Here is a 24,080-nt window from a genome sequence, read left to right as displayed (position 1 = left end):
TGACGCCTTCGGCAGGGAATCTGATGCCAGTCTATGGGTGCAGCGCCGCCGGTCTGAAGGGCAACGGCGATCACTGCTGCTTGGTGCCCAGCAGGTCCTCGATCCGCTGGATGCCCTGGGCAAGGTCCTCATCGCCCAGCGCATAGGACAGCCGCAGATAGCCGGAGGGGCCGAAGGCCTCACCGGGGACGACGGCGACCTTGGCATGCTCCAGGATCAGCTCGGCCAGCTGCGCGGAGGTGGTGGGCGTGGAACCGGCCACCGGGCGGCCCAGAGCCTCCCGGACGTCCACATAGGCGTAGAAGGCCCCCTGCGGCACCGGGGTTTGGAACCCTGCCACCCGGTTCAGCCGCTCCACAATGTCTCTGCGCCGGCGGTCGAAGGCCTCCCGCATGGCCTCCACGGGTTCGGTGGGGCCGGTCAGCGCGGCCAGGGCGGCGCGCTGGCAGACATTGGCCACATTGGAGGTCAGGTGGGTCTGCAGCGTGGTGGCGGCCTTGACCACATCGGCAGGTCCCACCATCCAGCCGACGCGCCATCCGGTCATCGCGAAGGACTTCGCCACTCCGGAGAGGATCACTACCTGCTCGGCCAGCTCCTTCACCGAGGCGATGGAGGTGAACGGCACGTCGTCGTAGGTGAGCTTCTCGTAGATCTCGTCGGTGATGACCCACAGGCCCTGCTCGGCTGCCCAGCGTCCGATGGCCTGGGTCTCCTCCGGGGAGTAGACGGCTCCGGTGGGGTTCGACGGTGAGACGAACACCAGCACCTTGGTCTTCTCTGTCCTGGTGGCCTCCAGCTGCTCCACGGTGACCTTGTAGCCCTGCTCCGGGCCGGCGAAGACCTCACGGGTGATGCCTCCGGCCAGTTTGATCGCCTCCGGGTAGGTGGTCCAGTAGGGGGCCGGAACCAGCACTTCATCGCCGGGGTCCAGCAGTGTGGCGAAGGCGGTGTAGACGGCCTGCTTGCCGCCGTTGGTGACCAGCACCTGGGAGGCCTCGGCCTGGTAGTGGGAGTCTCGGGCGGTCTTCTCAGCGATCGCCTCGCGCAGCTCCGGCAGGCCGGCGGCCGGGGTGTACTTGTGGTTCTTCGGATCAGCTGCCGCTTCGGCGGCTGCGGCCACGATGTGCTCGGGCGTGGGGAAGTCCGGCTCCCCCGCCCCGAAGCCGACCACGTCCTCGCCGGCCGCCTTGAGTGCTTTGGCCTTGGCGTCCACCGCCATGGTGGCCGACTCGGCGATGGATCCGATGCGCTGTGAGACTCGTGAGGCAGGCAAAGTCATAGTCTCACCCTATACGGAGCCTTTCCGGCCTGAAACCTCCCCCGGCTGCTGCGGCCTGAGCTCAGTCGTCGTCCTCAGCCCAGTCGAAGGAGCGGGTCACCGCCTTCTTCCACCTGCCCAGCAGCTTCTTCCGCTCGGCGTCGTCGATCTGCGGGCTCCAGCGCTTGTCCTCAGTCCAGTTGGCCACCACATCCTCGGTGGACTCCCAGAACCCGACCGCCAGTCCGGCCGCATAGGCCGCACCCAGGGCGGTGGTCTCGATGACCTTGGGGCGGACCACATCGACGCCGAGCACATCGGCTTGGAACTGCATGAGGGTCTCGTTGACCACCATGCCGCCGTCGACTTTCAGCTCCACCAGAGCCTCCCCGGCGTCAGCGGCCATGGCTTCCACGACTTCAGCCGACTGGTACGCCGTGGACTCCAGGGCCGCCCGGCAGATGTGGTGCTGGTTGATGTAGCGGGTCAGGCCCACGATCACGCCGCGGGCGTCCGACTTCCAGTACGGGGCGAACAGTCCGGAGAACGCCGGGACGATGTAGGCCCCGCCGTTGTCCTCGACCTGCTTGGCCTTGGTCTCCACCTCCGGGGCCGAGGAGATGATCCCCAGATTGTCCCGCAGCCACTGCACCAGGGACCCGGTCACAGCGATGGAGCCCTCCAGCGCGTAGACGGGGGCTTCGTCGCCCAGCCGGTAGGCCAGGGTCGTCAGCAGCCCGTTCTCCGAGCGGACGATCTCCTCCCCGGTGTTCATCAGCATGAAGTTGCCGGTGCCGTAGGTGTTCTTTCCCTGACCCGGAGTGAAGCATGCCTGCCCGAAGGTGGCGGCCTGCTGGTCGCCGAGGATCCCGGTGATCGGGGTGTCGATGAGCAGGGACTCCTTCCGGCCGTGGCCGTAGACCTCCGAGGAGGAGCGGATCTCCGGCAGCATGGAGACCGGGATCCTCATCTCCGCGGCGATCTCCTCGTTCCAGTCCAGAGTGTCGATGTTCATCAGCAGGGTGCGGGAGGCATTGGTCACATCGGTGATGTGGATCCCGCCGTTCGACCCGCCGGTGAGGTTCCAGACCAGCCAGGAGTCGGTGGTGCCGAAGAGCAGGTCCCCGGCCTCGGCACGCTCGCGCGCCCCGCCCACCTTGTCCAGGATCCAGCGGATCTTCGGCCCGGCGAAGTAGGTGGCCAGCGGCAGCCCCACTCGGTCCTTGTACCTGTCCGGCCCCTGATCGCCGGCCAGTTCGTCGCAGATCCGCTGGGTGCGGGTGTCCTGCCAGACGATCGCGTTGTAGACCGGCTCCCCGGTGCGCTTGTCCCACACCACGGTGGTCTCACGCTGATTGGTGATCCCCACCGCGGCCAGGCTGTGCCGGTTGATATCCGCTTCAGCCAGCGCCACGCCGATCACTTCCCGGGTATTGCGCCAGATCTCGACCGGGTCGTGCTCCACCCACCCAGCCTGGGGGAAGATCTGCCGGTGCTCCCGCTGGCCGGAAGCCACCAGATTCCCGCTGTGATCGAAGACCACAGCACGTGTCGACGTCGTGCCCTGGTCGATGGCCAAGACGTAGGTGCCCTGCGTGTTCCCGCCGGGGGAGGGGGTCTGCGACATGGGTAGATCCTTTCAGTGGGTTCAGCTGAGCAGGGGAGGGAATGCCAGAACGGTGCCGCCGGCCAGGGCCGCGCCGATCAGCGGGCCGACGATCGGCACCCACGCATACGCCCAGTCGCTGGAGCCCTTATTGGGGATGGGCAGCAGGGTGTGGGCGATGCGCGGGCCCAGATCGCGTGCGGGGTTGATGGCGTAGCCGGTGGGGCCGCCGAGGCTGGCGCCGATGCCGACCACCAGCATGGCGACCGCCAGCGGGCCGAGTTCGGAGGGCGTCTTTCCCAGCAGCAGCACCACTATGACCAGCACATAGGTTCCCACCACCTCGGTGACGGTGTTCCAACCTTAGCTGCGCTTCTCCGGGCCGGTGGAGAATGTGCCCAGGATGGTGGGCGGGTCGGTCTCGTCGTCGTAGTGCTTCTTGTACGCCGCCCAGGCGATCACCGCACCGAGGAAGGCCCCGATGACCTGGGCGGTGAAGTAGGCCAGCGTATTGGCCAAGGTGACAGCGACGCCGGGGGGATACTCCTCCGCCCCGGAGACCAGCAGTCCGGTGGTCACCGCTGGATTGATGTGGGCACCTGAGCCCCAGGCCAGGTAGACACCGGCAAAGACGCCCAGCCCCCAACCGAAGTTGATCAGGAGCCAGCCGCCGCCGTGACCCTTGGTGCCGGTCAGGATCACATTGGCGACGACGCCGACACCCATCAGCAGCAGGGTGGCGGTTCCCAGAATCTCAAAGAGGAATATGGTCCCCATCGGGCGGCTCCTTATGCCGGTGTCAGGTGAGGGTGCCCTCAGGCCGAGGGCACCATGCCGTGCGGATCGATGACGAACTTCTGAGCAGCTCCCTTGTCGAACTGCTGGTAGCCGTCTGCGGCCTGATCCAGCGAGATCGTGGTGGCGTTGACGGCCTTGGCGATCGGGGCGCGGTCGTGCAGGATCAGGTTCATCAGCTGACGGTTGTACTGCTTCACCGGGCACTGGCCGGTCACGAAGCGATGGGACTTCGTCCAGCCCAGGCCCAGCCGCACGCCCAGGGTGCCCTCTTTGGCGGCGTCGTCGACGGCGCCGGGGTCGCCGGTGACGTACAGCCCGGGAATGCCGATGCCCGCGCCGGCCCGGGCGATGCCCATGCAGTCATTGAGCACGGTGGCAGGAGCCTCGCCGGCGTCCTTGCCGTGGCCGCGGGCCTCGAAGCCGACGGCGTCCACCGCGGCGTCGACCTCAGGTTCGCCGGTGACCGCGGCGATCTTCTCCTCCAGGGTTCCGTCGGTGGTCAGATCGATGCCCACGCAGCCGAAGCTCTCCGCCTGCTTGAGCCGGTCGGGGTTCGTATCGCCGACCATCACCACGGAGGCCCCGAGCAGCTGGGCGGAGAGGGCCGCGGCCAGGCCGACCGGGCCTGCTCCGGCCACGTACACGGTGGAGCCGGTGGTGACTCCGGCGCTGTAGGCCCCGTGATAGCCGGTGGGGAAGATGTCCGAGAGCATGGTCAGGTCCAGGATCTTCTCCAGGGCCTGGTCCCGGTCGGGGAAGGGCAGCAGGTTGAAGTCGGCGTAGGGCACCATCACGTACTCGGCCTGGCCGCCGATTCACCCGCCCATGTCCACGTAGCCGTAGGCGGCTCCGGCGCGGGCGGGATTGACGTTGAGGCAGATGCCGGTCTTTCCTCCGTTGCACATGCGGCAGCGGCCGCAGGCGATGTTGAAGGGCACGGAGCAGATATCGCCCTCTTTGACGAAGAGGACATCCTCGCGGCCTCGACGACTTCACCGGTGATCTCATGCCCCAGGGTCTGGCCCACCGGGGCGGTGGTGCGTCCGCGGACCATATGCTGATCGGAGCCGCAGATATTGGTGGTGACCACCTTCAGGATTGCGGCGTGCGGCGCCTTCCGGGAGATGTTGAAGTGGTCGGCCACCTCCTGGGGAACTTCCAGGCGGGGATAGTCGATCGGGGCGACTTCCACTTCACCGGGACTCTTGTAGACGACTACTCGGTTCGACGACATGGCGGACTCCTTCGTCTCTGGTTTCAGCGCACTCTGCGCACTGCGCGCTCTGCGAGATGTGATCTGCATCTCATTTCTGAGCCTACGGGCGCCGCGTCGCCGGGACAATGGTCATTCGTGGGGCATCACGGCGTCACGTTTCGCTGCCGGGGTGAATTGGAGTCTGGGGCTGCAGCCGCGTAGACTGGTCATTCGGTGTCTTCGGATACCTCTGCTGAGCATGCCTTCGCGCAAGCGATCTGGACACAGCGTGCAGGCTCAGAGGGCAGTGGCGCAATTGGTAGCGCAACGGTCTCCAAAACCGTAGGTTGCAGGTTCGAGTCCTGTCTGCCCTGCGTCTGACGGTGCGCCCCTGAAAAGGGGCAAGCCGCCGAATGACACAGGATCTTCAGCCATGGAGACCTGGAGAGACAAGCAGCATCGAGCCGAAGCGAAACAGATGGAGTCCCCGTGTCCCACACGCCCCAAGCAGATGTGACGGGCCCCGCCGGAGACGGCCGTGGACCGCGCGGGCCTTTCGGGAAGATGTGGCTGTTCCTTCGCCAGGTGTTCGATGAGCTGAGGAAGGTCATCGTTCCCACCCGGCGGGAACTGGTGAACTACACGATCGTGGTCATGGTCTTCGTGCTCATCGTGATCCTGGTCGTCTCCGGGCTGGACTGGGTGTTCAACCAGGCGGCTGAGCTCATCTTCGGCGGCGGCGCTGCAGAGTGAGCCGAGCACGACGACGCCGGACGAACAACGCATCACTGACCGAGGAGAAACGTGTCTGATCAGGAAACTCAGCAGGACGAGGCCATCGAGGCTGCACCCGCTGCTGACGAGGAGAAGACCTACGAGGAGCGCGCAGCCGAGCTGAAGGCAAAGCTGCGCCGCGGCCTCGGCGAGTGGTATGTGGTGCACACCTACGCCGGCTATGAGAAGCGCGTGAAGTCCAATCTGGAAACTCGTATCCAGACCCAGGACATGGAAGACCTCATCTATGAGATCGACGTCCCCATGGAGGAGGTCGTCGAGATCAAGAACACTCAGCGCAAGGTCGTCAACCGTGTCCGCATCCCCAGCTACGTGCTGGTGCGCATGGAGATGACCGACGAGTCCTGGGGCGTGGTGCGCAACACCCCCGGCGTGACCGGATTCGTCGGCAATGCTCACGACCCCCAGCCGCTGAGCGCCGATGAGGTCTTCGAGATGCTCGCTGAGCACCGGCTCGGCAAGCCCGACGCGCAGAAGAAGGTCGAGGTCGTCGACGGCGAGGAGACCCCCGCTGCCGCCCCGGCTGACGATGTGAAGGTCGACTTCGAGGTCGGCGAGTCCGTCACAGTCACCGATGGCCCCTTCGCCACCCTGCCGGCCACCATCTCGGAGATCCACGCGGACTCCCGGCAGCTGGTGGTGCTGGTCTCCATCTTCGAGCGTGAGACCCCGGTGACGCTGAACTTCAACCAGGTGGAGAAGATCTACTGAACCGGACTCGACGGCGGCGCCTGAGGCGTCGTCGCGGTCCACAACTGAAACAGACTTCGTCGGCGTGCCCCGCGCTTTGGGGGAACACCGACGACCTGAGCGGCCCGGCCAGGTCCGCTCACCCCGCAGCCTTCGCTCCTGAGGGCGGCGGACGCACGACACTAGCAAAGGACAGATTATGGCCCCGAAGAAAAAGGTCGCCGGTCTGATCAAGCTGCAGATCCAGGCAGGTGCGGCCAACCCCGCACCGCCGATCGGCCCGGCTCTCGGTCAGCACGGCGTCAACATCATGGAGTTCTGCAAGGCCTACAACGCCGCCACGGAGAACCAGCGCGGCAATGTGGTGCCTGTGGAGATCACGGTCTACGAAGACCGCTCCTTCACCTTCATCACCAAGACCCCGCCGGCCGCTGAGCTGATCAAGAAGGCAGCCGGCGTGTCCAAGGGGTCCGGCGTGCCGCACACCGAGAAGGTCGGCAAGCTCTCCCAGGCCCAGGTCGAGGAGATCGCTCAGACCAAGATGGAGGACCTCAACGCCAACGACCTCGCCGCGGCAACGAAGATCGTCGCCGGCACCGCCCGCTCCATGGGCATCGACGTCGAAAGCTGATCACCCCGGTGATCCTCCTCAGGCCCGCAGCGGTCTGAGACAGAACAGCACAAGGCCCGCAGAAGACGGGCTCCAGATGTGGGAAGGGTCGAGCGCGGCCCGTCTACCACAACTGCTAAGGAGATAACGCAGATGGCAAAGCGCAGCAAAGCATACAAGGCAGCAGCCGAGAAGATCAGCGAGGAGGTCTACTCCCCGGCAGCGGCGATCGCCCTGGCGAAGGAGACCAACCCCTCCAAGACCGATGCCACCGTGGAGGTCGCACTGCGACTGTCGGTGGATCCCCGCAAGGCTGACCAGATGGTCCGCGGCACCGTGAACCTGCCCCACGGCACCGGAAAGACCGCCCGCGTGGTGGTCTTCACGCAGGGCGACAACGTGGCCAAGGCCGAGGAGGCCGGTGCAGACCATGTCGGCGGCGATGAGCTCATCGCCAAGGTCGCCGAGGGGTGGACCGACTTCGACGCCGCAGTGGCCACTCCGGACATGATGGGCAAGGTCGGCCGGCTCGGCAAGGTTCTGGGCCCCCGCAACCTGATGCCGAACCCGAAGACCGGCACCGTGACCCCGGATGTGGCCAAGGCCGTGGCCGATATCAAGGGCGGCAAGATCGACTTCCGTGTGGATAAGCACTCCAATCTGCACTTCATCATCGGCAAGACCAGCTTCTCCGCGCAGCAGCTGGCGGAGAACTACGCCGCCGCCCTGGACGAGGTCCTTCGTCTGAAGCCCAGCTCCTCCAAGGGCCGCTACATTCAGCGGGCCACCGTCTCCACCACCTTCGGCCCCGGTATCCCGGTGGACCCGAACGTGACCAAGGTGGTCATCGACGCAGCCTGAGGCGCGTCACCGACACTCATGCGAGAGCCTCTGCCCCGTACGGGGCGGGGGCTCTCGTCGTGCTCGGGCCGAATTGTTACGCCAGGCTGATCGAGCTGCGGGTGAGGACGGTCGGAAAGTTCAAATATGAAATACGCATTCTGACCAGGACGGATTCCCTCCAGCGGTGAGGCCGAAGCGTTCTGCGGGAAAGCCGCCGGAGCGCCGCGTGTCACTTATCACACAGTGTCCTTGAAGTCTGTGTTCAGTTCTCCTTAAGCTCCCAGTGGCGGTCTGCGCCCGTGCGCGGCCGCGCAATCTGCCATGACTAACCGGGAGCAGGATCCATCCATGACTGAAGAATTCACTCGCCGCAGCCGCCTGGCTGCAGCCCTGATCGCCGGCCCCGCCATTACCGTCGGCATGCTCGGCGCCGGAGCGTCCTCAGCTTTGGCGAACACTGAGACTGAAGGCCCTGACGCAAATGTCAGTGAGGGAGAGCTTGATCCGGACCTGCCGGTGATCACCGTCGGTTCGCGAGATGTGGCCGGCGAGGAGGACGACTATCTCATCGTCACGGCTGACCCTGCTCCCATCTATGTGCAGGGAGAGAACTACGACGAGTATGAGCTGGTCGGCTATGTGGAGCAGGGCGGAGTGCTGGGCACCTACTCGGATGCCGATGGCCCTGCGGGATCCTACGTGCCGACCTATGACGCCATTTTCGAGGAGTACTTCGGCATTACTACCGTGTACTTCAAGGCCGAAGATGTTGAGAATGTGACCGCGCAGACGCAGCAGCCGGAGGGTGAGGAGACCTCGGTCCCGGACTACGAGGATCTGCCCCTGCTGGAGTTCCCGCCGCGCGATGCGACCGACTACCAGGATGAGGTCGTTCTGGTGGTCACCGAGCGAGCACCCGTCTACGACCCGGTATTTGACGAGGACGCTCAAGCCTACAACCCGGTGGCCTACGTGGCTGAGGGCTCCATCATCCGCTCCTACTCCGCGGACTCCGCCTCGGATGTCGGGGAGTTCATGTATCTCAGCGATGACCTGTTCGGGCGCGAGCTGGGGCTGGACTCGGTCATCATTCGCACCGATCATGTGGAGGAGGTCACCGAGGAGACAGCCGTCTCAGACGGCCCGCGGCCTACAGCTCCCGAGTCGGATGCTCCCCACGTGGAGCTGGCTGACCCCGAGTACGACGACGACCTGTGGAACCTGGCAGTGGTGACCGATGACGCTCCGGTCTACGGCTCCTTCACCGAAGGCCAGAATGAGGAGATCCTCGCATACGTGCCCGCCGGCACCCTGATCCGCTGGGGACGCTACGAGTCCCCGGAGGATATCGATGAGGATGTCCGCCAGCCGGATAGCGTCGGTGTGCGTGCGCTGGTGGAGAGCCCTGAGCTGGCCGCCGCGCTGGACTCCACCGATTTCTCCCTGTTCTACATCCCCACCGACTTCCTCAGGAACGCCAACGACGAGGACATCGAGATCTTCTACTCGGATGAGGATGATGACGAGGAGTCCGAGGACCAGGAGGACTCGGATGAAAACCGGTCCGAGGATGACGATGACGACCAGGGTGCAGCGGAACAGAACGGCTCCAGCGACGAGGATGACAACCAGGAGGCCGCTGGCCAGGATGACGAGGGCGAGGACGGCTCCGAGGAGCAGGCCGCTGAGCTGACCCTCGATGCCGACGAGGTCGCACCGGGTGATGAGCTCACTGTGGTGGGCGAGGGCTTCGAGGCAGGCGAGGATGTCACCTTCGAAGTCAACCCTGAGCTGGGCACCTTCGCCGCTGATGAGAACGGCACCGTCACTGCCGTGGTCACCATCCCGGAGGACCTGGATCCGGGTGAGTACACGCTGACCGCCACCGGTGAGAGCAGCGGAATCTCCGGCTCTGTCACCCTGACCGTGGTCGAACCCGCCGCCGCCCCGGCCGGTGAAGGCCCTGCGGGCGACGGCCCGGATGAGCAGGCTGAGGTCGAGCTGGCCGCCACCGGCGTCACCAGTCGGGAGGCGAGCATCGGCGCCGGTCTGCTCCTGCTGCTCGGCGGCGCGCTGACAGCGGTCGGGTACCGGAACCGGCTGGGTCGTCAGGAGGGCTGATCCGCCCAGCAGATCCTGCCGATTCACTGTGCGGGGCCGTCAGACGGGGCATGATCCCGTCGGGCGGCCCCGCCGTCGTGTCCGGACAAAGCCGCCAGCCGAGGAATCGGTGCCGTAGGGGAACCGAGCTGGAAGCGCTGAGAGGGGGATCGGCAATGGAGCCTTCCGACCTGCAGAGCCTGGGACTGTCCCAGTCTGCTGCACGCGCCTATCTTCAGCTGCTGCAGGCCGGCAAGCACCGAGCAGAGCTGCCCGCCCAGCTCGCGGAGGAGCTGCAGCGCCACGGACTGCTCGGCGACCTGGACGGCCACGGGAGAGCCCCGGTGAACGACCCGCGCGGGGTGCTGCGCGCCCGTGCGCGGCACCACCGGCAGCAGGCTGATGCGGTCATGCACCTGGAACACCAGCTGGGTTCCATATGGGAGCGGCCAGGGGCCGCAGGCACGGAGATTGTGGAAGTGATCCACGGTCGGGCTGCCGTTCGCCAGGTCGCCGATGCCTCCCAACGGGCAGTGGTGGCTGAAGTGCGTTCCCTGGACCGTGGTCCCTACTCACCGTCCACCGCGGGGCAGATGTGCAGCGTCCAGCAGGAGATGCTTCCGCGCGGCATCCGGTACCGCACCGTCTACGCCGAGGATGCGGTTGCGGATCCGGTGATCCGCCAGGCGGTCAATGACTCGGTCGCCTTGGGGGAGGAAGCCCGGGTCCACGCCTCAGTGCCTATGCGACTGCGCCTGATGGACGACTCACTGGGTCTGATCGTGCTCATCGAGGGCGAGCAGGTCACCGGGATGCTGGTGCACCCCTCGCCGATGTTGGACGCCCTCACCGAGCTGTTCGACTCGATCTGGTCGGCCTCCGTGCCGCTGGTGGTCTCCGCCGAAGACTTCGACGCCGGAGCGGACGGGGAGGAGCACCGGCACCTGCTGGCGCTGATGCCTCCGGCGTCACCGATGAACAGATGGCGCGGCAGCTGGGAATCTCCCGCCGGACGCTCTCGCGCCGGGTGCAGACGCTGCTGGAGCGGACAGGCTGCCGCACCCGCTTTCAGCTCGGCGTTCAAGCCTCACGACGCGGCTGGTTGGTGTGACCGGACGCCAGGAGGGGAGGTGTCGATCTCGGCCCCTCCCCTCCTGCGATGACCAGCTCTACTGGTCGTGCACCTCGTCCAGCTGCATATGCCGGACCATCCGGTTGGCCTCCTTCACCGCATCGGTGCGCATCTTGATCTGCACGTTCTGCTGAGCCTGGTGGATATCGCCTCCGACCTGGTAGGCGACGTCCTCGCCTGGCAGGGGCAGCGCCCCGCAGACGATGTTTCCGGGGAGGGGCCCGTGGCGGAAGTAGTTCTCCACCGCATCGTCCACACACGTGGTTCCGTAGGGGAAGACGCCGTGGGTGCCTTCGTTGTTGACCGTGATCAGTGAGGTGTTCGGCTGCAGGCGGGCGGAACGCTGACCAGCCTCATACGGGGTGGTCGCGTCGAACTCCGGCTGCAGGATCAGGGTGTCGGGGTGGGTGCGCTGGTGCGGTGCCGACTTCTCCGTCACCGCGGGCCAGTGAGCGCAGATTGGTGCGGACATCAGCGGGCCGATGAACGGCGCCTTGCTGTTCAGGTCCGCCACCCACGCGTCCCAGTGGCCGCGCGAGTGATTCCACGCGCCGTCCTGGCAGCGGATGGCCTCGAAGGTGCCGCTGAAGGTGACGGTGGTCCCCTCGGCTGCGGCCTGCTCCCGCTCGACGCGCTCGGCGGCCTCTTCCCGGACCAGGGCGTGCGGCTGCTGCTGGGTCATCCTGGCATCCAGGTTCTCCTCGGGGTCCTCCAGTGAGACCTCCCGGGTGGCTTCCAGGAGGGTCTCCAGCTGGGCCTGCAGCTCCTCGGCGTTCTGCGCCTCAGGCAGGTCCAGTGCGATGAACGCGGTGATCAGCTCCGCCGCGGCCGGATAGCCGCCGGTGGTGTACATGGCCGGGATGATCGTCTCAATGGTGATCAGCTGGCCCAGCGGGTCCCGTGTTCCCCCGGCCTCTTCCCAGGCCTGGCGGATCGCCATCGGGTCCTCACCCAGGCCGTAGGTCTCATGCTGACGCGCAATATAGGGAAGCATCATGTCCTGGAACTGGCGGTCGCGGCTGCGCGGCTGCAGATCCCAGGTCTCCTGCAGAGACTTGCGGGTCAGATCAGTGGCCGAGTCCAGAACGAATCGGTGCGAATGCTCCGGGAACTCCGCCTGGTACCAGTTGCCCAGCCAGGTGCCGTAGGAGTAGCCGATGTAGCTGATCTGCTCCTCACCCAGCAGGGCGCGGACGAAGTCCATGTCATAGACGGTCTGCTCAGTGTTGATATAGGGGGTCAGGGGGTTGTTCAGGCACCCCTGGACGGCAGAGGCGCCATCCTCCCAGAGGTCATCGGGCACGGGATGGTACTCGCAGATCAAGGGGGTGGATTCGCCCACTCCGCGAGGGTCGAACCCGATGAAGTTGAACTGCTCAGCCAGCTCCGGGGAGCGGTGCGCCATCGCAGCTCCCCACGGCAGGCCGTTGCCGCCGGGGCCTCCGGGGTTCACCAGGGCAATGCCCTGGTACTGATCCGGATCAGCAGTGTCGGTCACGGAGATGCGGACTGTCAGAGTTTCTCCGTCGTCGGGATTGTGCCAGTCGCGGGGCACGGTGATGTCGGCGCAGGAAACCGGGATCTCCCGCAGCCAGGCCGCAGTGTCGGCGTCCACCGAGGGGAATGCGCAGTCCTCCCATACGATCTCCTGCTCCAGCAGCTCGCCGGCGATCACTCCGGCGTCGGGATGAGCGGCATGTCCACGCCCATTGGAGGCAGGGACTGCCTCCACCGGGTCAGCGGCGGCCGGCGAGGCCGGGACCAAGCCGACAGCCAGGGCGCCGACTGCGGCCACGGCCGTCAGGCGCGCGGCGCGGCTGCTTCTCTTCTTGGGTGCAATATTCACAGTGTGCTTTCCTGGTCGGGTGACAGGTGCCCCTCATAGTTGTTGACAATCTGTGCGTGGCCAAGACTTACGTGGTGGCGGTTCTGCGCCATGTCCCGAAGCCGCCACGGCCGCTGAGGCCCGGCCGGCGGGCGCGATTTGGCGGTGCAGGCTGCGGACGGGTAGAGTAGTCAACTGACCAAAGACCGCCGGTCGTTGATGCTGTGCGGCACCAGTTGGCGCTGGGGCCGCGGTCGCCAGGGCAGGACCCTGGAAGGCAGCACAACTGTAAAGACCCTCCCGGGCGACCTGCGCAGGTGCAGCCACAGTTGACATATTCCAGGTCCGGCCTGGATGCCGCTCACACGCGGCAGATGAATGCCCTCTGTGCCCTGTGCTCTGCGCACGGGGCTTTTCTTATGCCCTGACTCCCGGGACTCTGGCCGGCCCATGACCGGAAGGAGTGCCATGGCGAACCCTGAGAAGGCAGCCGCGGTTGATGAGCTCAAGGAGCTCTTCAACAACTCAACCGCTGCTGTGCTCACGGAATACCGCGGCCTCTCCGTCGGACAGCTGCAGACTCTGCGGCGCTCCGTGCGGGAGAACGCGAACTACGCCGTGGTGAAGAACACGCTGACCGAGATTGCGGCCAAGGAAGTCGGCATCGACGCCTTCGAGGGCAAGATGACCGGACCTTCTGCGATCGCCTTCGTGCACGGTGATCCCGTGGACGTGGCCAAGGCTCTGCGTGACTTTGCCAAGGACAACCCTCAGCTCATCGTCAAGGGCGGCTACATGGATGGCAAGCCCCTGGATGAGACTGAGGTGAAGAAGCTCGCGGATCTTGAATCCCGTGAGGTTCTGCTCGGCAAGCTGGCTGGCGCCTTCATCGGTGCCCAGTCCAAGGCTGCTTCCACCTTCCAGGCCCCGATCTCCAAGATCGCACGCACCGTCGAGGCGCTGCGGGCCAAGCAGGAAGAAGCTGCCTGAGGCTCATCCAGCCGAGCCCCCGACGGGTCACCTGCGCAGGCGTAGCGCAGTCCGTCACCCCGCTGAAAACAAGATCCGCATCAACAGATTGAAGGAGCCACTGACATGGCTAAGCTGAGCCACGACGAACTGATCGAGCAGTTCAAGGAGATGTCGCTGATCGAGCTCTCCGAGTTCGTGAAGCTGTTCGAGGAGACTTTCGACGTCACCGCAGCCGCCCCGGTTGCTGTGGCCGGTGGAGCTCCGGCTGCCGGCGGCGGCGACGCCGGCGGCGCTGCCGAGGAGCAGACCGAGTTCGACGTCATCCTGGAGTCCGCCGGTGACAAGAAGATCGGCGTCATCAAGGAGGTGCGCGGCCTGACCTCCCTCGGCCTGAAGGAGGCCAAGGAGCTGGTCGACGGCGCACCCAAGGCCGTCCTGGAGGGCGTGGACAAGGAAGCTGCCGACAAGGCCAAGGAGGCCCTGGAGGGCGCCGGCGCCACCGTCACCCTCAAGTGACATCTCGCTGACTTTCAGCGCATACTAAAGAACTCCCGGGAGCCTATGGTTCCCGGGAGTTCTTCTGTATTCAGTGGGGCGAGCAGATCAGATCCGCGTTCCGGGCCGAGGTCGCAGCCCGGCAGCCACCAGCGTCAGCCCAGCCAGGGTGCACAGCACCAGGCCGACCACCAGCGGGTCCACCGCCACGCCGAAGACCACGGAGGCGATCACCCAGGCAGCCAGCGCCAGGGCGACCAGGGCGAAGATGACCGAGCCGAACCGTACCTGCTCTCGCTCGCGGCTTCGTGATGCGCTCGGGGCCACTTCGGCGCTGGGCCGGGCGGCCACGCTGGAGTGCTGGCGCTCCGCACGCTCCCACCAGCGCGGCCGGCGCTCCGGCTCCTTCCACGTGAAGTCCCGCTCAGACTGGGCTTTCAGCGACTCGGCCAGCAGCGCGTCCACGTCCTCGGGCTCTGGCGGCAGGCTGGAGGCGCTGCGCGGCTGCTGTGCTGTGGAATCAAAATCTCTGCTGCTCATCGGTCCTCCTGCATTGTGTCGGTGTCCTGGGCTCCGGCACCTGCCCCGGCGCCCGCGCCAGCTCCAGCCCCAGCTCCTGCGCCGGGGGCGTCCGGATCATCGACCGGCGCCCGGTCCTCCCGGTGGGCCTCGTAGGTGGTGGCATCAAAGATGGTGACCTGGCCGAAGGCCGCATTGAGCTGCAGCTCCATAATGCCCTGGGCGGCGTCGGGGTCTGCAGGCAGGATGACGACGTCCTCGCCGCTGATCCCGGACTCAGTCTGCTCCAATCCTTGGGTGCGGATGGAGAGGTTTCCGAACGCCTGGCCGTTGTTGATGACCACCTCTGTGTCGTCGGGAATGATCACCGTGGTGTTGGAGAAGGCAGTATTGATCTCCGGGGTGACCCGCACGTCACCGTCCTGCAGCTGGTCGGCGTAGCCGCGCAGGTCCACGGTGGTCTGGGAGAAGGCCGAGTTCACCTCCTGGCTGGTGGTGGTGTAGTTGCCGAAGACGTGGTTCGACCCGCCGGTGGGGCCGGCGAGGAAGACCAGCATCATCAGGGTGGTGAACACCGCCAGCAGGCCGGCGCGGCCCTTTCTGCCGCGCAGCGCAGATGTCAGGTGCATCAGGGCCAGCAGCACGACGACGGCGGCCAGTCCCAGCAGCACTGCGCTGGAGGTGGCCAGGCCCACCGCCGTGGCGATCCAGACGGCGGCCCCCACTGCGGGGATCGCCAGCAGCAGCAGGCCGAAGGTCACCATGCGGCGCCGCCGGCGCTCCTCGCGCTCGGCGGGGGACTCGGCCTCCTCCTCCGCAGAGGCGTCCCACCGCGGGGAGGTTCCGGAGGCGGCGGCCGCATAGGGAGCCTCAGCAGCTTCCTGGGGGTCAGCGCCGGCACCGCCGGCCGGTCCGCTCTGCGGCTGCGCGGACTCCTTGGGGAACCAGGCGGGCTTGCCGTCCTCCCGGACCGGCGCTGAGGCGGTCCGCTCCTCCGCAGCAGTCTCAGCCGAGCGGCTGTATGCTGCGGAGGTCTGTGCTTTTGGGGAGGAGCCGGCCTCGCCGGTGTGTGCCGAAGACTCTTCGCGGCGCCGGTGGTGGCTGCGGACCAGCACCCACACCAGCCAGGCCACCACGCCGATGATGACCAGGTTCAGCAGCACCGCGAAGGGGCCCACCACATTGGGGGTGAAGACATTGACCGCGCCGAGCACCGTCACAATGGCAGCACCCCACAGGCCGGAGGGGTAGGAGCCGCGCAGCGCCTCCTGGGCGTGGATCCGGCCCCGGGAATCAGGCAGAAACAGCCAGCCCAGCCCGTAGAGGAGCAGCGTGGGGGAGGCGAAGAGGATCAGGGAGACGACGCCGAGTCCGCGCACCAGGGCGGTATCCCAGCGCAGCCGCTGGGCGGCGGCAGCGAGCACGCCGCCGACCCAGGCGCCGTCGGGACGGGTGATCCCGGTGGAGCGGACCCACTCGAAGACCTGGTGACCGGCCTCGGGGCCGGAGGTGGATGAGGATGAGGTGTTCATGACATCTATGCTCCGACGGCGCAGGCTGCACGCGCTATGAGGGAATGCCCTGATTCAACCCTGATCGGCCCCTGAAGTCCCCGATTCTGCGGGTCTGAGGCGTGTGCTGCGTGACAGTATGGTGGCAGGACAGCACCCGGGGGTCACCGGTGGGTGACGCCGTCGTGATGAAAACCCGGCACAGCCGTGGGAAGGACGTGAGCTGCGCATGAGCACCGCCGACGAGCGGCCGCCGCTGCGGCGGGCCCAGCACACTCCGGTGGCGGGGGTGTGCCTGGGGCTGGCCAGGCATCTGGGCCTCTCCGTGCCGGTGGTGCGGATCACTATGATCGTGCTCGCCCTCTGCGGCGGGGTGGGACTGGTGCTCTATCTGTGGCTGTGGATCTTTGTGCCCAGTGAGCAGGAACCGGTTCCCGGCGCCGCCGAGCGCGGACTCAGCGGGCCCGCGGTCCAGCAGCCGCCGGATGACACCGCTGAGACCGACGGCGGAGCCCCGACCGCGGTGCGCCGAGCAGTGGATGCTCTGACCTCATCCCCGGAGGTGTTGGTCGGAGGGCTGCTGCTGGGCGCCAGTCTGCTGATGGTCATGCAGCTGTTCGGCCTGCAGCTGGACTGGCGGACGATTCTGCCGCCGGCGGTGATCATCGCCGGCGTCGTGCTGGCCTGGTCCCAGCTGGACCACTCACCCAGCGGACCGGGCATCCGCCATGCGGCGCTGTGGCAGGTCGGTGCCGGGGCCTTCCTGGTGCTGATCGCCATGCTGGTGATCGCCGGTGGGCTCACCGGGCCGGGCGAGCTGATCGTCGGCATCATTGTGGCCGCCATGCTGCTGGCGGGGCTGGCACTGGTGGTGGCCCCCTGGCTCATCAAGCTCTACCGCACCTCCCAGGTGGAGCGGGCCCGCGCCGCGGCCGAGGCCGAGCGGGCCGATATCGCTGCCCATCTGCACGACTCGGTGCTGCAGACCCTGGCCATGATCCAGAAGCAGAAGGCCGACCCGGCCGCGGTGGAGCGGCTGGCCCGGCGCCAGGAGCGGCAGCTGCGCACCTGGCTCTACCGGCAGTCCGCGGCGCAGACCGGCAGCCTGAAGGACCAGCTGCTGGCAGTGGCCGCCGAGCTGGAGGAGATGCACTCCACCCCGGTGGAAGTCGTCGCCGTCGGTGAGTCCCGCCGCCAGCACCACGATGCCCTGGTCGCGGCCGCCCGGGAGGCCATGCTCAACGCGCTGCGGCACGCCGGCCCGGCCTCGGTCTACATCGAGTCCACTGAGGACGAGGACGCCGTGTTCATCCGGGACCGGGGCGACGGTTTCGACCTCGACGCCATCGGTGAGGACCGGCTGGGGGTGCGGGAGTCCATCATCGGCCGGATGCGCCGCGCCGGCGGAGAGGCGCGCATCCGCTCCTCAGAGCGCGGCACCGAGGTGCAGCTGTTCATGCCAGTGCAGGCCCGCCCGGCGCCCAACGGCTCCGGCACCGGCCCGGTCCCCGCGCCCGGCCCGCAGTCCGAAGCTCAGCCGCAGTCCGGCGAAACCACTGAGAGATGAAGGAGACCCTGCAGTGACCAGCCCCGCAGCCACCGGCTCCGCGCCGCGCCGAGTCGTCATCGTTGATGACCACGCCATCTTCCGCGCCGGCCTGAAGTCTGAGATCGGCGAGGCGGTGAACGTCGTCGCCGAAGCCCATGATGTGGATTCGGCGGCTGCCGCGGTGCGGGAGCACACCCCGGAGGTGGTGCTGCTGGATGTGCACCTGCCCGGAGGGACCGGCGGCGGTGGTGCCGAAGTGGTCCGGCTCTGCCGCGATCTGCTGGAGCAGACCCGGTTCCTGGCGATCAGCGTCTCCGACCAGGCCGAGGACGTGGTCTCGGTGATTCGGGCCGGCGCCCGCGGATATGTGACCAAGACGATCAGCACCGCCGAACTCGTCGACGCCATAGAGGCGGTGGCAGACGGCGACGCCGTGTTCTCCCCGAGACTGGCGGGGTTTGTGCTGGACGCCTTCGGAACCTCCGGCGTGGCCCAGGACGTCCGCGACGAGGAGCTGGATCTGCTCTCAGCCCGCGAGGTGGAGGTGATGCGGCTCATCGCCCGCGGCTACACCTACCGGGAGATCGCCTCCGAGCTGTTCATCTCGATCAAGACCGTGGAGACCCACGTCTCCAAAGTGCTGCGCAAGCTGCAGCTGAGCTCCCGGCACGAGCTGACCCGCTGGGCCGAGCAGCGCAGGATCGTCTGAGGGCATCAGCCGGCCCGGCCGGCAGTCTCTGCCGGGCGCGTGAGCACCTGCTGAGGCCGAATCAGCCCCGCGGCGCAGCGGTGGAGGACCGCACCACCAGTTCCGGGGCCACGGTGACATGCCGGTCCTCGGTGCGGCCGCCGATGCGTTCGGCCAGCATATCCAGAGCCATCCGCCCCATCTGGGCGCGCGGCTGGTCCACACTGGTCAGCTGCGGACGCAGCATGCGGCAGAGGCTGGAATTGTCATATCCGACGATGCTCAGCTGCTCGGGAAGCCGCACCCCAGCATCCAGGCAGGCGCCCACCAGATCCGCCGCCACCCGGTCATTCTGCGTGAAAACCGCCGTGGGGCCGGATGTCTCCTGCTGCACCTGAAAGACCAGGTAGCGGATAGCGGCCTCCAGCTGCTCCGGTCCCTCCACCTGCGGGTCGACTCCCGGAAGCAGGCTGCGCATCATCTCGCAGAAGGCTGCGCGGCGGTGCATCGCCGCCGGACGCGCCGACCCGGTCAGGTGCGCAATGCGGGTGTGCCCCAGCTCCACCAGATGCTCCACGGCCTGGCGGGCTCCCAGCTCATCACGGTTGGCCACCGAGTCGACGCCGGGCACCTGCCCGGGCAGCCGCCCCACCACCACCAGCGGAACCCGGCGGCCCACCCGCTCCAGGTACTGCGGAGGCACCCAGGAGGAGACGATGACCACGCCTTCGACTCCCAGGGCCAGCAGAGAATCCAGCTCCGCCTGCAGGCGGGCAGCGTCACGGCGGCCGTGGCCGATCACCAGGCGCAGATCCAGCTCTGCGGCCGCGTCCTCCACCCCTGCGGTCACGTCCCGGTGGTAGCTGTTGCCCAGATCCTGCAGCAGGATCCCCACCAGGCCGGTGCGTCCCTGCACCAGCGACCGCGCCCACACATTGGACCGGTAGCCCAGCTGCTGGGCCACCTGAAGAATATGCTCCCGGGTCGCCTCAGAGACCCCGCGCTGGTTCCGGATCGCCAGCGACACCGCCGATTTGGAGACGCCGGCGGCCTTGGCCACATCATGGATCGTCGGCTGCCGCCCGGAACGGCGGCTGCGGCCGGTCTGGGACGCGGCCGGCGGCGGGGCAGTGGTCATCTCCGGCTCCAGTCATTCAGGCGCCGGCAGCGGCGGCGCGAAGCGGGTGCAGAGCCCAGAGTAGGACCTCGGAACGAACGAAAAATGCCGGATCAGTCCGTTCCAGCCAGATGTCGTGGAACGTTCCATCACTGTTCACCTGGCGTCTTCCCGCCGGTCACCTGAGGTTCGCGTGCAGCCCGGCGCCGCACCGTCTGTGCGGTAAGTTGTGGCAGATGGGCCGGAAAAACGTGAGCTGGGTCTCAGGGCTGACTCTGCTCGGGCTGCTGGTGATGCTCTGGGCAGCCTCGGCGCCGGTCCCGCGGTTCGACGGCGACCTGCCGCTGCCCCAGGCTCCGGCGGAGAAGGGCCCGGAGGCTGAGGAGGTCGAGATCCTCGACCTGGGCGCCGAGCAGGAGGCTGAGCACCCTCTGGCGGAGCTGCGCGAGTCGGTCGAACCTATCGACTTCTCCTTCCTGAACGGGCTGCTGCAGCTGGCCGGACTGGCCGCCGCCGCGGCAGTGCTGTACTGGTTGCTCCTGCGGCTGCGCCGCTGGTGGGCAGGGCGCACCACCGACGGCAGCAGCCCGGTGGACGCTGCCGCAGAGGACCTGGACGCAGCAGCCGAAGCCACCGGCTCCCAGGCGCGCCGGCGCGCCCTGGCCTCAGGCAGCCCGCGCAATGCGGTGGTGGCCTGCTGGGCCGCCCTGGAAGATGCCGCCGCGGCCGCCGGGCTGGACCATGACCCTGCTGAAACCTCCGCCGAGTTCACCCAGCGGGTGCTCTCCCGTTGGAACGTGGACGCTCCCACAATCGCTGAGCTGGCCGAGCTCTACCGCATCGCACGGTTCTCCCGCACCGAACCGGACGAGCAGGACCGGCGCCGCGCGGTGGATGCCCTGGACCGGGTCCACCGCGCCATCGAGGCCCACCGCACAGCGCTGAGCGGAGGCCCGCCGTGAGACGAATCCTCCTCCGGGCGCTGCTGGTGCTGCTGGGCGCAGCCGTGCTGCATCTGCTGCTGTGGTCCGCAGGACTCGCCGCGGCCCCCTGGGACCTCGGAGTCGCCGTCGCCGTCGTGGCAGCAGGGGCGCTCGCCGTCGTCGTCTCCCTGCTGCTGAATGTCCGTGACCGGGTGGCCGAGGTGGAATGGTTCAGTCCGCAGCAGCGCCGGCCGCGGATCATCGGCACCGCCTCAGACCCGCGGTTCAACCGGCTCCGGACGCTGGTGCGCTATGCGCTGGAGGGTGAGCCCCGGGGCGCTGAGCTGCACAGCGAGCTCCGCCGGCTGGCTCACGCCCGGCTGCAGCGCCGCGGCGTGGACCCCGAGCGTGACCCGCAGGCGGCCCAGCAGATGCTCGGCGAACCCCTGGCGGACTTTCTCTCCACGCCCCCGGCGGCGGGAGCCGGAATCGACCCAGAGACCCTGAACCGAACAATTGCGCGAATCGAGGAGCTGTGAGCAGAGACGAACCAGCCGAGACGTTGAGCCCCCAGGAGGTCGGCCGCCGCGCAGACCAGGTGCTGCAGCAGGTGGGCGGAGCGGTGGTGGGAAACCGGGAGCCGCTGACGCTGACCCTGGCTGCGGTGCTCGCCGGCGGCCACGTGCTGCTGGAGGATCTGCCGGGACTGGGCAAGACACTGACAGCCCGGTCCTTCGCCCAGGCTCTGGGCCTGGACTTCACCCGGGCCCAGTTCACCCCGGACCTGCTGCCGGCAGACCTCACCGGCGCCTACGTCTATGACCAGAGCAGCGGCCGGTTCGAATTCCGCTCCGGCCCGCTGTTCACCGGACTGCTGCTGGCCGATGAGATCAACCGGACCCCGCCCAAGACCCAGTCGGCACTGCTGGAGGCCATGGCAGAGAAGCAGGTCACCGTGGAGGGACGAACCTTCGAGCTGCCGCGGCCCTTCCACGTGCTGGCCACCTCCAATCCGGTGGAGTATGAGGGAACCTATCCGCTGCCCGAGGCGCAGCTGGACCGCTTTCTGGTCCGACTGGCCTTCGGCTACCCCACCGGTGATCAGGAAGCAGAGGTGCTGCGCCGCAGGCTGGCGCGCCGGCAGGAGGAGATCGCCTTGGAGCCGGTCACCGATGCGGCCGGGCTGCTGGCCATGCAGCGGGCCGTGGAGGCGGTTCCGGTGTCTGAGGAGATCGCCGCCTACTGCGTCCAGCTGGCCGCCGCGACCCGGACCAACAACGCCGTCCAGGTCGGGGCCTCCCCGCGCGGATCCCTGGCCCTGGTGCTCACCGCCCGCGCCTATGCGGTGATCGCCGGCCGTGACTATCTGCTGCCCGAGGACGTCAAAGCGGTGGCCCACGCGGTGCTGGACCACCGGATAGTGCTCAAGCCGGAACTGTGGATGTCCGATGTGACGGCCCAGCGCGTGGTTGAGGCCGCACTGAGTGAGGTGCCGGTCCCGGCTGCCCGCGCCGACGCCGACCGGTGACAATGCCGATGGAGCACACCCGCGAGCAGAGCCGAAGCGCCGGGGAGGGTGCCCAGGTCCGCTGGCGCATCACCCACGCACATCTGCGGGCGGTCGTTCTGGCTGGACTCGGGCCCTTGGCCGGGCTGCTGCTGGGCCGGCCCGATCTGCTGGTGATCATCGCCCCGCTGGCGCTGATCGCCGCAGTCTCCGCCGCCGGGCGGCCCACCGGGTCACCCCGGGCGCGCTTCAACGCCGGCGCGGCCACCCTCACCGAAGGGGCTGAGCACACTGCCGCAGTGGACATGACCGGGCTGCAGGGAGCAGAGACCGCATCCGCCACCCTGGCATCGACCCCCTGGATCGCCCGTCGGCCGCTCCACGGGGCCCGCACTGTGCGGGCGGACAGCCGCCCCGAGGCCGGCGAGGGGACCCGGCCGCTGCGCCTGAGCCTGGGGGCCAGTCCCACCCGATGGGGCCGGCGCACCATCGGGCCGGTGCGCGCCGCCGCTGCATCTGCGTGGGGAGCCCATGTGTGGGGCCCGGTCACCCTGCCGGACCGGCAGCGTCTGGTGCTGCCCGCCGGCGGGGCCTTCGACACCTCCGCGGCCGCACCGCATCCGCGCGGACTGGTCGGTCAGCACCGCTCGGCCCGCCCCGGAGAAGGCAGCGAGTTCAGCTCGCTGCGCGCCTTCCAATGGGGAGACCGGCTCAAGCGCATCCACTGGCCGCGCTCCACGCGCAGCTCCCAGCTGCATGTGACCGCCACCTACGCCGACCAGGACACCCACGTGGCGCTGATCCTGGATGCCCAAGCCGAACTCGGCATCCCCGACGGCGTCGGAGCAGGCGCCTCGAGCCTGGACCATGCGGTCCGGGCCGGCGCCGCCATCGCCGAACATTTCACCCGCCAAGGTGACCGGGTGAGTCTGCACACGGTCTCCGGAGCGCAGACGCGCAGGCTGCCCGCCGGCACCGGACGGCGGCACGCCGGGCGGATCCTGCAGCTGCTGGCCCAGACGGAGTCGGCCGCCGAACACCGGGTGGATCCCGAGCGGATGCGGCTCCTCCTGCCGCCGGGGACCCTGGTGGTCATGCTCTCCCCGCTGGTCTCGGCCGGGATGCTCACCCGCGCGGCGATGTTGGCCCGCCGCGGGCTCAGCGTCATCGCCGTCGATGTGCTCACCGAGGATGTGCAGGCCGCCGAGGAGCCGGACCCGGTGGCTGAGGCGGCCTGGAGGATCCGCCTGCTGGAGCGCGAGGATGAGCTGATTCAGCTGCAGCGCCACGGCGTGGCAGTGGTGCCCTGGCGCGGGCCGGGAAGCCTGGATGCGGTGCTGCGCCAGATGGCCCGGCGCGGGAGGCCGGGGGTGCAGCGATGATCAGCGAACTCAGACACGCCTCCGCCGAGCAGCTGGGCCTGCGGATAGCCGTGCTGGCGGCGTTCCTGGGCTGGGCCGGGCTGGCGGCCGCTGTCAGCGGGCGCGGGCCCACCGACATCTGGGCGGTGGGCATACCGCTGGTGATGGGCCTGCTGGCTGCGCTGAAGCCCGGCGGTCTGCTACCGCTGGCCGGGTTGGGCTACCTGATTCTGGGCTGGCCGGTGCTCAGCCCCGATCCTGCCTCGGCCGCCGCCCTGGTGGTGGCGGGGCTGGTGCTGATCGCCCATACCTGCTGTGCGTTGGCCGCCGTCTTTCCCGTGGCCGCGGCGCTGCCTGCAGGCCTGCTGCGCCACTACGGGATCCGTGCCGCCGTCGTCTTCGCAGCTGCCGGTCTGCTCTGGTGCCTGGTGAGGCTGTTCCAGGCCGCGCCGCCTCCTGGTGGGGCCGCGCTGCTGCTTCTGGCGGTGCTGATGGTGCTGGCCGGGCTGCTGCTGCACCACAGGTGGATCCGCCGGCCCGCTGCGGCGCAGTAGCAGCGCGGCGGGCCCGCTCCGCGCCGGCT

21 protein-coding genes, 1 tRNA gene and 2 pseudogenes are annotated in these 24,080 nt (G+C 68.0%); 16 read left to right on the top strand and 8 right to left on the bottom strand.

Features of this window, described 5'->3' with window-relative positions; genetic code table 11:
• Positions 1–70: 70 nt before the first annotated feature.
• The 4 genes and pseudogenes from Q1K09_RS06695 to fdhA form a co-directional block, all read right to left on the bottom strand.
• On the bottom strand, positions 71–1,282 hold the full coding sequence (locus Q1K09_RS06695) for a pyridoxal phosphate-dependent aminotransferase (protein ID WP_300344156.1): 1,212 nt from the start codon (positions 1,280–1,282) through the stop codon (positions 71–73).
• A 61-nt stretch (positions 1,283–1,343) separates the two neighbouring features.
• Positions 1,344–2,888: a glycerol kinase GlpK gene (glpK, locus tag Q1K09_RS06690; RefSeq protein ID WP_300344155.1), complete on the bottom strand. Its 1,545-nt coding sequence runs from the start codon at positions 2,886–2,888 to the stop codon at positions 1,344–1,346.
• A 21-nt stretch (positions 2,889–2,909) separates the two neighbouring features.
• Positions 2,910–3,644, bottom strand: a pseudogene (locus Q1K09_RS06685) (MIP/aquaporin family protein).
• Between the two features lie 38 nt (positions 3,645–3,682).
• Positions 3,683–4,899: pseudogene (fdhA, locus tag Q1K09_RS06680) on the bottom strand (formaldehyde dehydrogenase, glutathione-independent).
• Between the two features lie 262 nt (positions 4,900–5,161).
• On the opposite strand from fdhA, the gene Q1K09_RS06675 reads away from it, so the two are divergent.
• The 7 genes from Q1K09_RS06675 (at position 5,162) to Q1K09_RS06645 (ending at position 11,061) form a co-directional block, all read left to right on the top strand.
• Positions 5,162–5,234, top strand: a tRNA-Trp gene (locus Q1K09_RS06675).
• Positions 5,235–5,349: 115 nt separating this feature from the next.
• A complete protein-coding gene (secE, locus tag Q1K09_RS06670) occupies positions 5,350–5,613 on the top strand; it encodes a preprotein translocase subunit SecE (RefSeq protein WP_300344154.1) in 264 nt (87 codons plus the stop codon).
• Between the two features lie 84 nt (positions 5,614–5,697).
• Entirely contained in the window at positions 5,698–6,366 is a 669-nt protein-coding gene (locus Q1K09_RS06665; protein ID WP_300344203.1) for a transcription termination/antitermination protein NusG, read from the top strand.
• Between the two features lie 178 nt (positions 6,367–6,544).
• A complete protein-coding gene (gene rplK / locus Q1K09_RS06660; protein ID WP_300344152.1) occupies positions 6,545–6,976 on the top strand; it encodes a 50S ribosomal protein L11 in 432 nt (143 codons plus the stop codon).
• 132 nt (positions 6,977–7,108) lie between these two features.
• Positions 7,109–7,816, top strand: coding sequence for a 50S ribosomal protein L1 (gene rplA / locus Q1K09_RS06655; RefSeq protein WP_300344151.1), 708 nt, complete (start codon positions 7,109–7,111; stop codon positions 7,814–7,816).
• 330 nt (positions 7,817–8,146) lie between these two features.
• Positions 8,147–9,919, top strand: coding sequence for a hypothetical protein (locus tag Q1K09_RS06650; protein ID WP_300344150.1), 1,773 nt, complete (start codon positions 8,147–8,149; stop codon positions 9,917–9,919).
• Between the two features lie 155 nt (positions 9,920–10,074).
• Entirely contained in the window at positions 10,075–11,061 is a 987-nt protein-coding gene (locus tag Q1K09_RS06645) for a hypothetical protein (RefSeq protein ID WP_300344148.1), read from the top strand.
• Between the two features lie 6 nt (positions 11,062–11,067).
• Here Q1K09_RS06645 and Q1K09_RS06640 read toward each other — a convergent pair whose 3' ends face one another.
• Positions 11,068–12,876, bottom strand: coding sequence for an alpha/beta fold hydrolase (locus tag Q1K09_RS06640; RefSeq protein ID WP_300344147.1), 1,809 nt, complete (start codon positions 12,874–12,876; stop codon positions 11,068–11,070).
• A gap of 447 nt (positions 12,877–13,323) precedes the next feature.
• On the opposite strand from Q1K09_RS06640, the gene rplJ reads away from it, so the two are divergent.
• The gene (gene rplJ, locus Q1K09_RS06635; RefSeq protein ID WP_300344146.1) at positions 13,324–13,845 is read left to right on the top strand and encodes a 50S ribosomal protein L10; all 522 of its coding nucleotides are present in this window, start codon (positions 13,324–13,326) and stop codon (positions 13,843–13,845) included.
• A gap of 105 nt (positions 13,846–13,950) precedes the next feature.
• On the top strand, positions 13,951–14,343 hold the full coding sequence (gene rplL, locus Q1K09_RS06630; protein ID WP_300344145.1) for a 50S ribosomal protein L7/L12: 393 nt from the start codon (positions 13,951–13,953) through the stop codon (positions 14,341–14,343).
• Positions 14,344–14,430: 87 nt separating this feature from the next.
• On the opposite strand, the gene Q1K09_RS06625 is transcribed toward rplL, so the two are convergent.
• Both Q1K09_RS06625 and Q1K09_RS06620 read right to left on the bottom strand, forming a co-directional pair.
• Positions 14,431–14,862, bottom strand: a complete 432-nt coding sequence (locus Q1K09_RS06625; RefSeq protein ID WP_300344144.1) for a hypothetical protein — start codon at positions 14,860–14,862, stop codon at positions 14,431–14,433.
• A complete protein-coding gene (locus tag Q1K09_RS06620; protein ID WP_300344143.1) occupies positions 14,859–16,373 on the bottom strand; it encodes a PspC domain-containing protein in 1,515 nt (504 codons plus the stop codon). The genes Q1K09_RS06625 and Q1K09_RS06620 overlap by 4 nt, the downstream gene beginning before the upstream one ends.
• 208 nt (positions 16,374–16,581) lie before the next feature.
• On the opposite strand from Q1K09_RS06620, the gene Q1K09_RS06615 reads away from it, so the two are divergent.
• Together Q1K09_RS06615 and Q1K09_RS06610 are read left to right on the top strand one after the other, a co-directional pair.
• A complete protein-coding gene (locus Q1K09_RS06615; protein WP_300344142.1) occupies positions 16,582–17,919 on the top strand; it encodes a PspC domain-containing protein in 1,338 nt (445 codons plus the stop codon).
• A 13-nt stretch (positions 17,920–17,932) separates the two neighbouring features.
• Positions 17,933–18,610, top strand: coding sequence for a response regulator transcription factor (locus Q1K09_RS06610; RefSeq protein ID WP_300344141.1), 678 nt, complete (start codon positions 17,933–17,935; stop codon positions 18,608–18,610).
• Between the two features lie 61 nt (positions 18,611–18,671).
• Here Q1K09_RS06610 and Q1K09_RS06605 read toward each other — a convergent pair whose 3' ends face one another.
• Positions 18,672–19,727, bottom strand: coding sequence for a LacI family DNA-binding transcriptional regulator (locus tag Q1K09_RS06605; protein WP_300344139.1), 1,056 nt, complete (start codon positions 19,725–19,727; stop codon positions 18,672–18,674).
• 215 nt (positions 19,728–19,942) lie between these two features.
• Between Q1K09_RS06605 and Q1K09_RS06600 the strand changes: the two genes are divergently transcribed.
• Genes Q1K09_RS06600 through Q1K09_RS06580 form a run of 5 tightly spaced genes read left to right on the top strand, consistent with a single transcriptional unit; the run spans position 19,943 to position 24,051 of the window.
• The gene (locus tag Q1K09_RS06600) at positions 19,943–20,668 is read left to right on the top strand and encodes a DUF4129 domain-containing protein (protein WP_300344137.1); all 726 of its coding nucleotides are present in this window, start codon (positions 19,943–19,945) and stop codon (positions 20,666–20,668) included.
• Complete coding sequence (locus tag Q1K09_RS06595; protein ID WP_300344135.1) at positions 20,665–21,168, top strand: hypothetical protein; 504 nt, start codon at positions 20,665–20,667, stop codon at positions 21,166–21,168. The genes Q1K09_RS06600 and Q1K09_RS06595 overlap by 4 nt, the downstream gene beginning before the upstream one ends.
• A 23-nt stretch (positions 21,169–21,191) precedes the next feature.
• A complete protein-coding gene (locus Q1K09_RS06590) occupies positions 21,192–22,157 on the top strand; it encodes a MoxR family ATPase (protein ID WP_300344202.1) in 966 nt (321 codons plus the stop codon).
• Positions 22,158–22,165: 8 nt separating this feature from the next.
• Positions 22,166–23,518, top strand: coding sequence for a DUF58 domain-containing protein (locus Q1K09_RS06585; protein WP_300344133.1), 1,353 nt, complete (start codon positions 22,166–22,168; stop codon positions 23,516–23,518).
• Complete coding sequence (locus Q1K09_RS06580) at positions 23,515–24,051, top strand: hypothetical protein (protein WP_300344131.1); 537 nt, start codon at positions 23,515–23,517, stop codon at positions 24,049–24,051. Before Q1K09_RS06585 ends, Q1K09_RS06580 begins: the two co-directional genes overlap by 4 nt.
• Positions 24,052–24,080: the final 29 nt, after the last annotated feature.

Origin of the sequence: Nesterenkonia sp., assembly GCF_029265375.1 — a bacterium.
In the GTDB taxonomy this organism is placed as follows: Bacteria; Actinomycetota; Actinomycetes; order Actinomycetales; family Micrococcaceae; genus Nesterenkonia.
Note: the sequence above shows the minus strand (reverse complement) of the source record. Positions and strands in the feature narration are given on the sequence as shown.

Coding starts and splice junctions, on each gene's coding strand:
- Q1K09_RS06605 (WP_300344139.1), bottom strand. CDS start 19,727: ATGACCACTGCCCCGCCGCCGGCCGCGTCCCAGACCGGCCGCAGCCGC.
- Q1K09_RS06615 (WP_300344142.1), top strand. CDS start 16,582: ATGAGCACCGCCGACGAGCGGCCGCCGCTGCGGCGGGCCCAGCACACT.
- Q1K09_RS06580 (WP_300344131.1), top strand. CDS start 23,515: ATGATCAGCGAACTCAGACACGCCTCCGCCGAGCAGCTGGGCCTGCGG.
- glpK (WP_300344155.1), bottom strand. CDS start 2,888: ATGTCGCAGACCCCCTCCCCCGGCGGGAACACGCAGGGCACCTACGTC.
- Q1K09_RS06585 (WP_300344133.1), top strand. CDS start 22,166: ATGGAGCACACCCGCGAGCAGAGCCGAAGCGCCGGGGAGGGTGCCCAG.
- Q1K09_RS06600 (WP_300344137.1), top strand. CDS start 19,943: ATGGGCCGGAAAAACGTGAGCTGGGTCTCAGGGCTGACTCTGCTCGGG.
- rplA (WP_300344151.1), top strand. CDS start 7,109: ATGGCAAAGCGCAGCAAAGCATACAAGGCAGCAGCCGAGAAGATCAGC.
- Q1K09_RS06625 (WP_300344144.1), bottom strand. CDS start 14,862: ATGAGCAGCAGAGATTTTGATTCCACAGCACAGCAGCCGCGCAGCGCC.
- rplK (WP_300344152.1), top strand. CDS start 6,545: ATGGCCCCGAAGAAAAAGGTCGCCGGTCTGATCAAGCTGCAGATCCAG.
- rplJ (WP_300344146.1), top strand. CDS start 13,324: ATGGCGAACCCTGAGAAGGCAGCCGCGGTTGATGAGCTCAAGGAGCTC.
- Q1K09_RS06695 (WP_300344156.1), bottom strand. CDS start 1,282: ATGACTTTGCCTGCCTCACGAGTCTCACAGCGCATCGGATCCATCGCC.
- rplL (WP_300344145.1), top strand. CDS start 13,951: ATGGCTAAGCTGAGCCACGACGAACTGATCGAGCAGTTCAAGGAGATG.
- Q1K09_RS06645 (WP_300344148.1), top strand. CDS start 10,075: ATGGAGCCTTCCGACCTGCAGAGCCTGGGACTGTCCCAGTCTGCTGCA.
- Q1K09_RS06620 (WP_300344143.1), bottom strand. CDS start 16,373: ATGAACACCTCATCCTCATCCACCTCCGGCCCCGAGGCCGGTCACCAG.
- Q1K09_RS06650 (WP_300344150.1), top strand. CDS start 8,147: ATGACTGAAGAATTCACTCGCCGCAGCCGCCTGGCTGCAGCCCTGATC.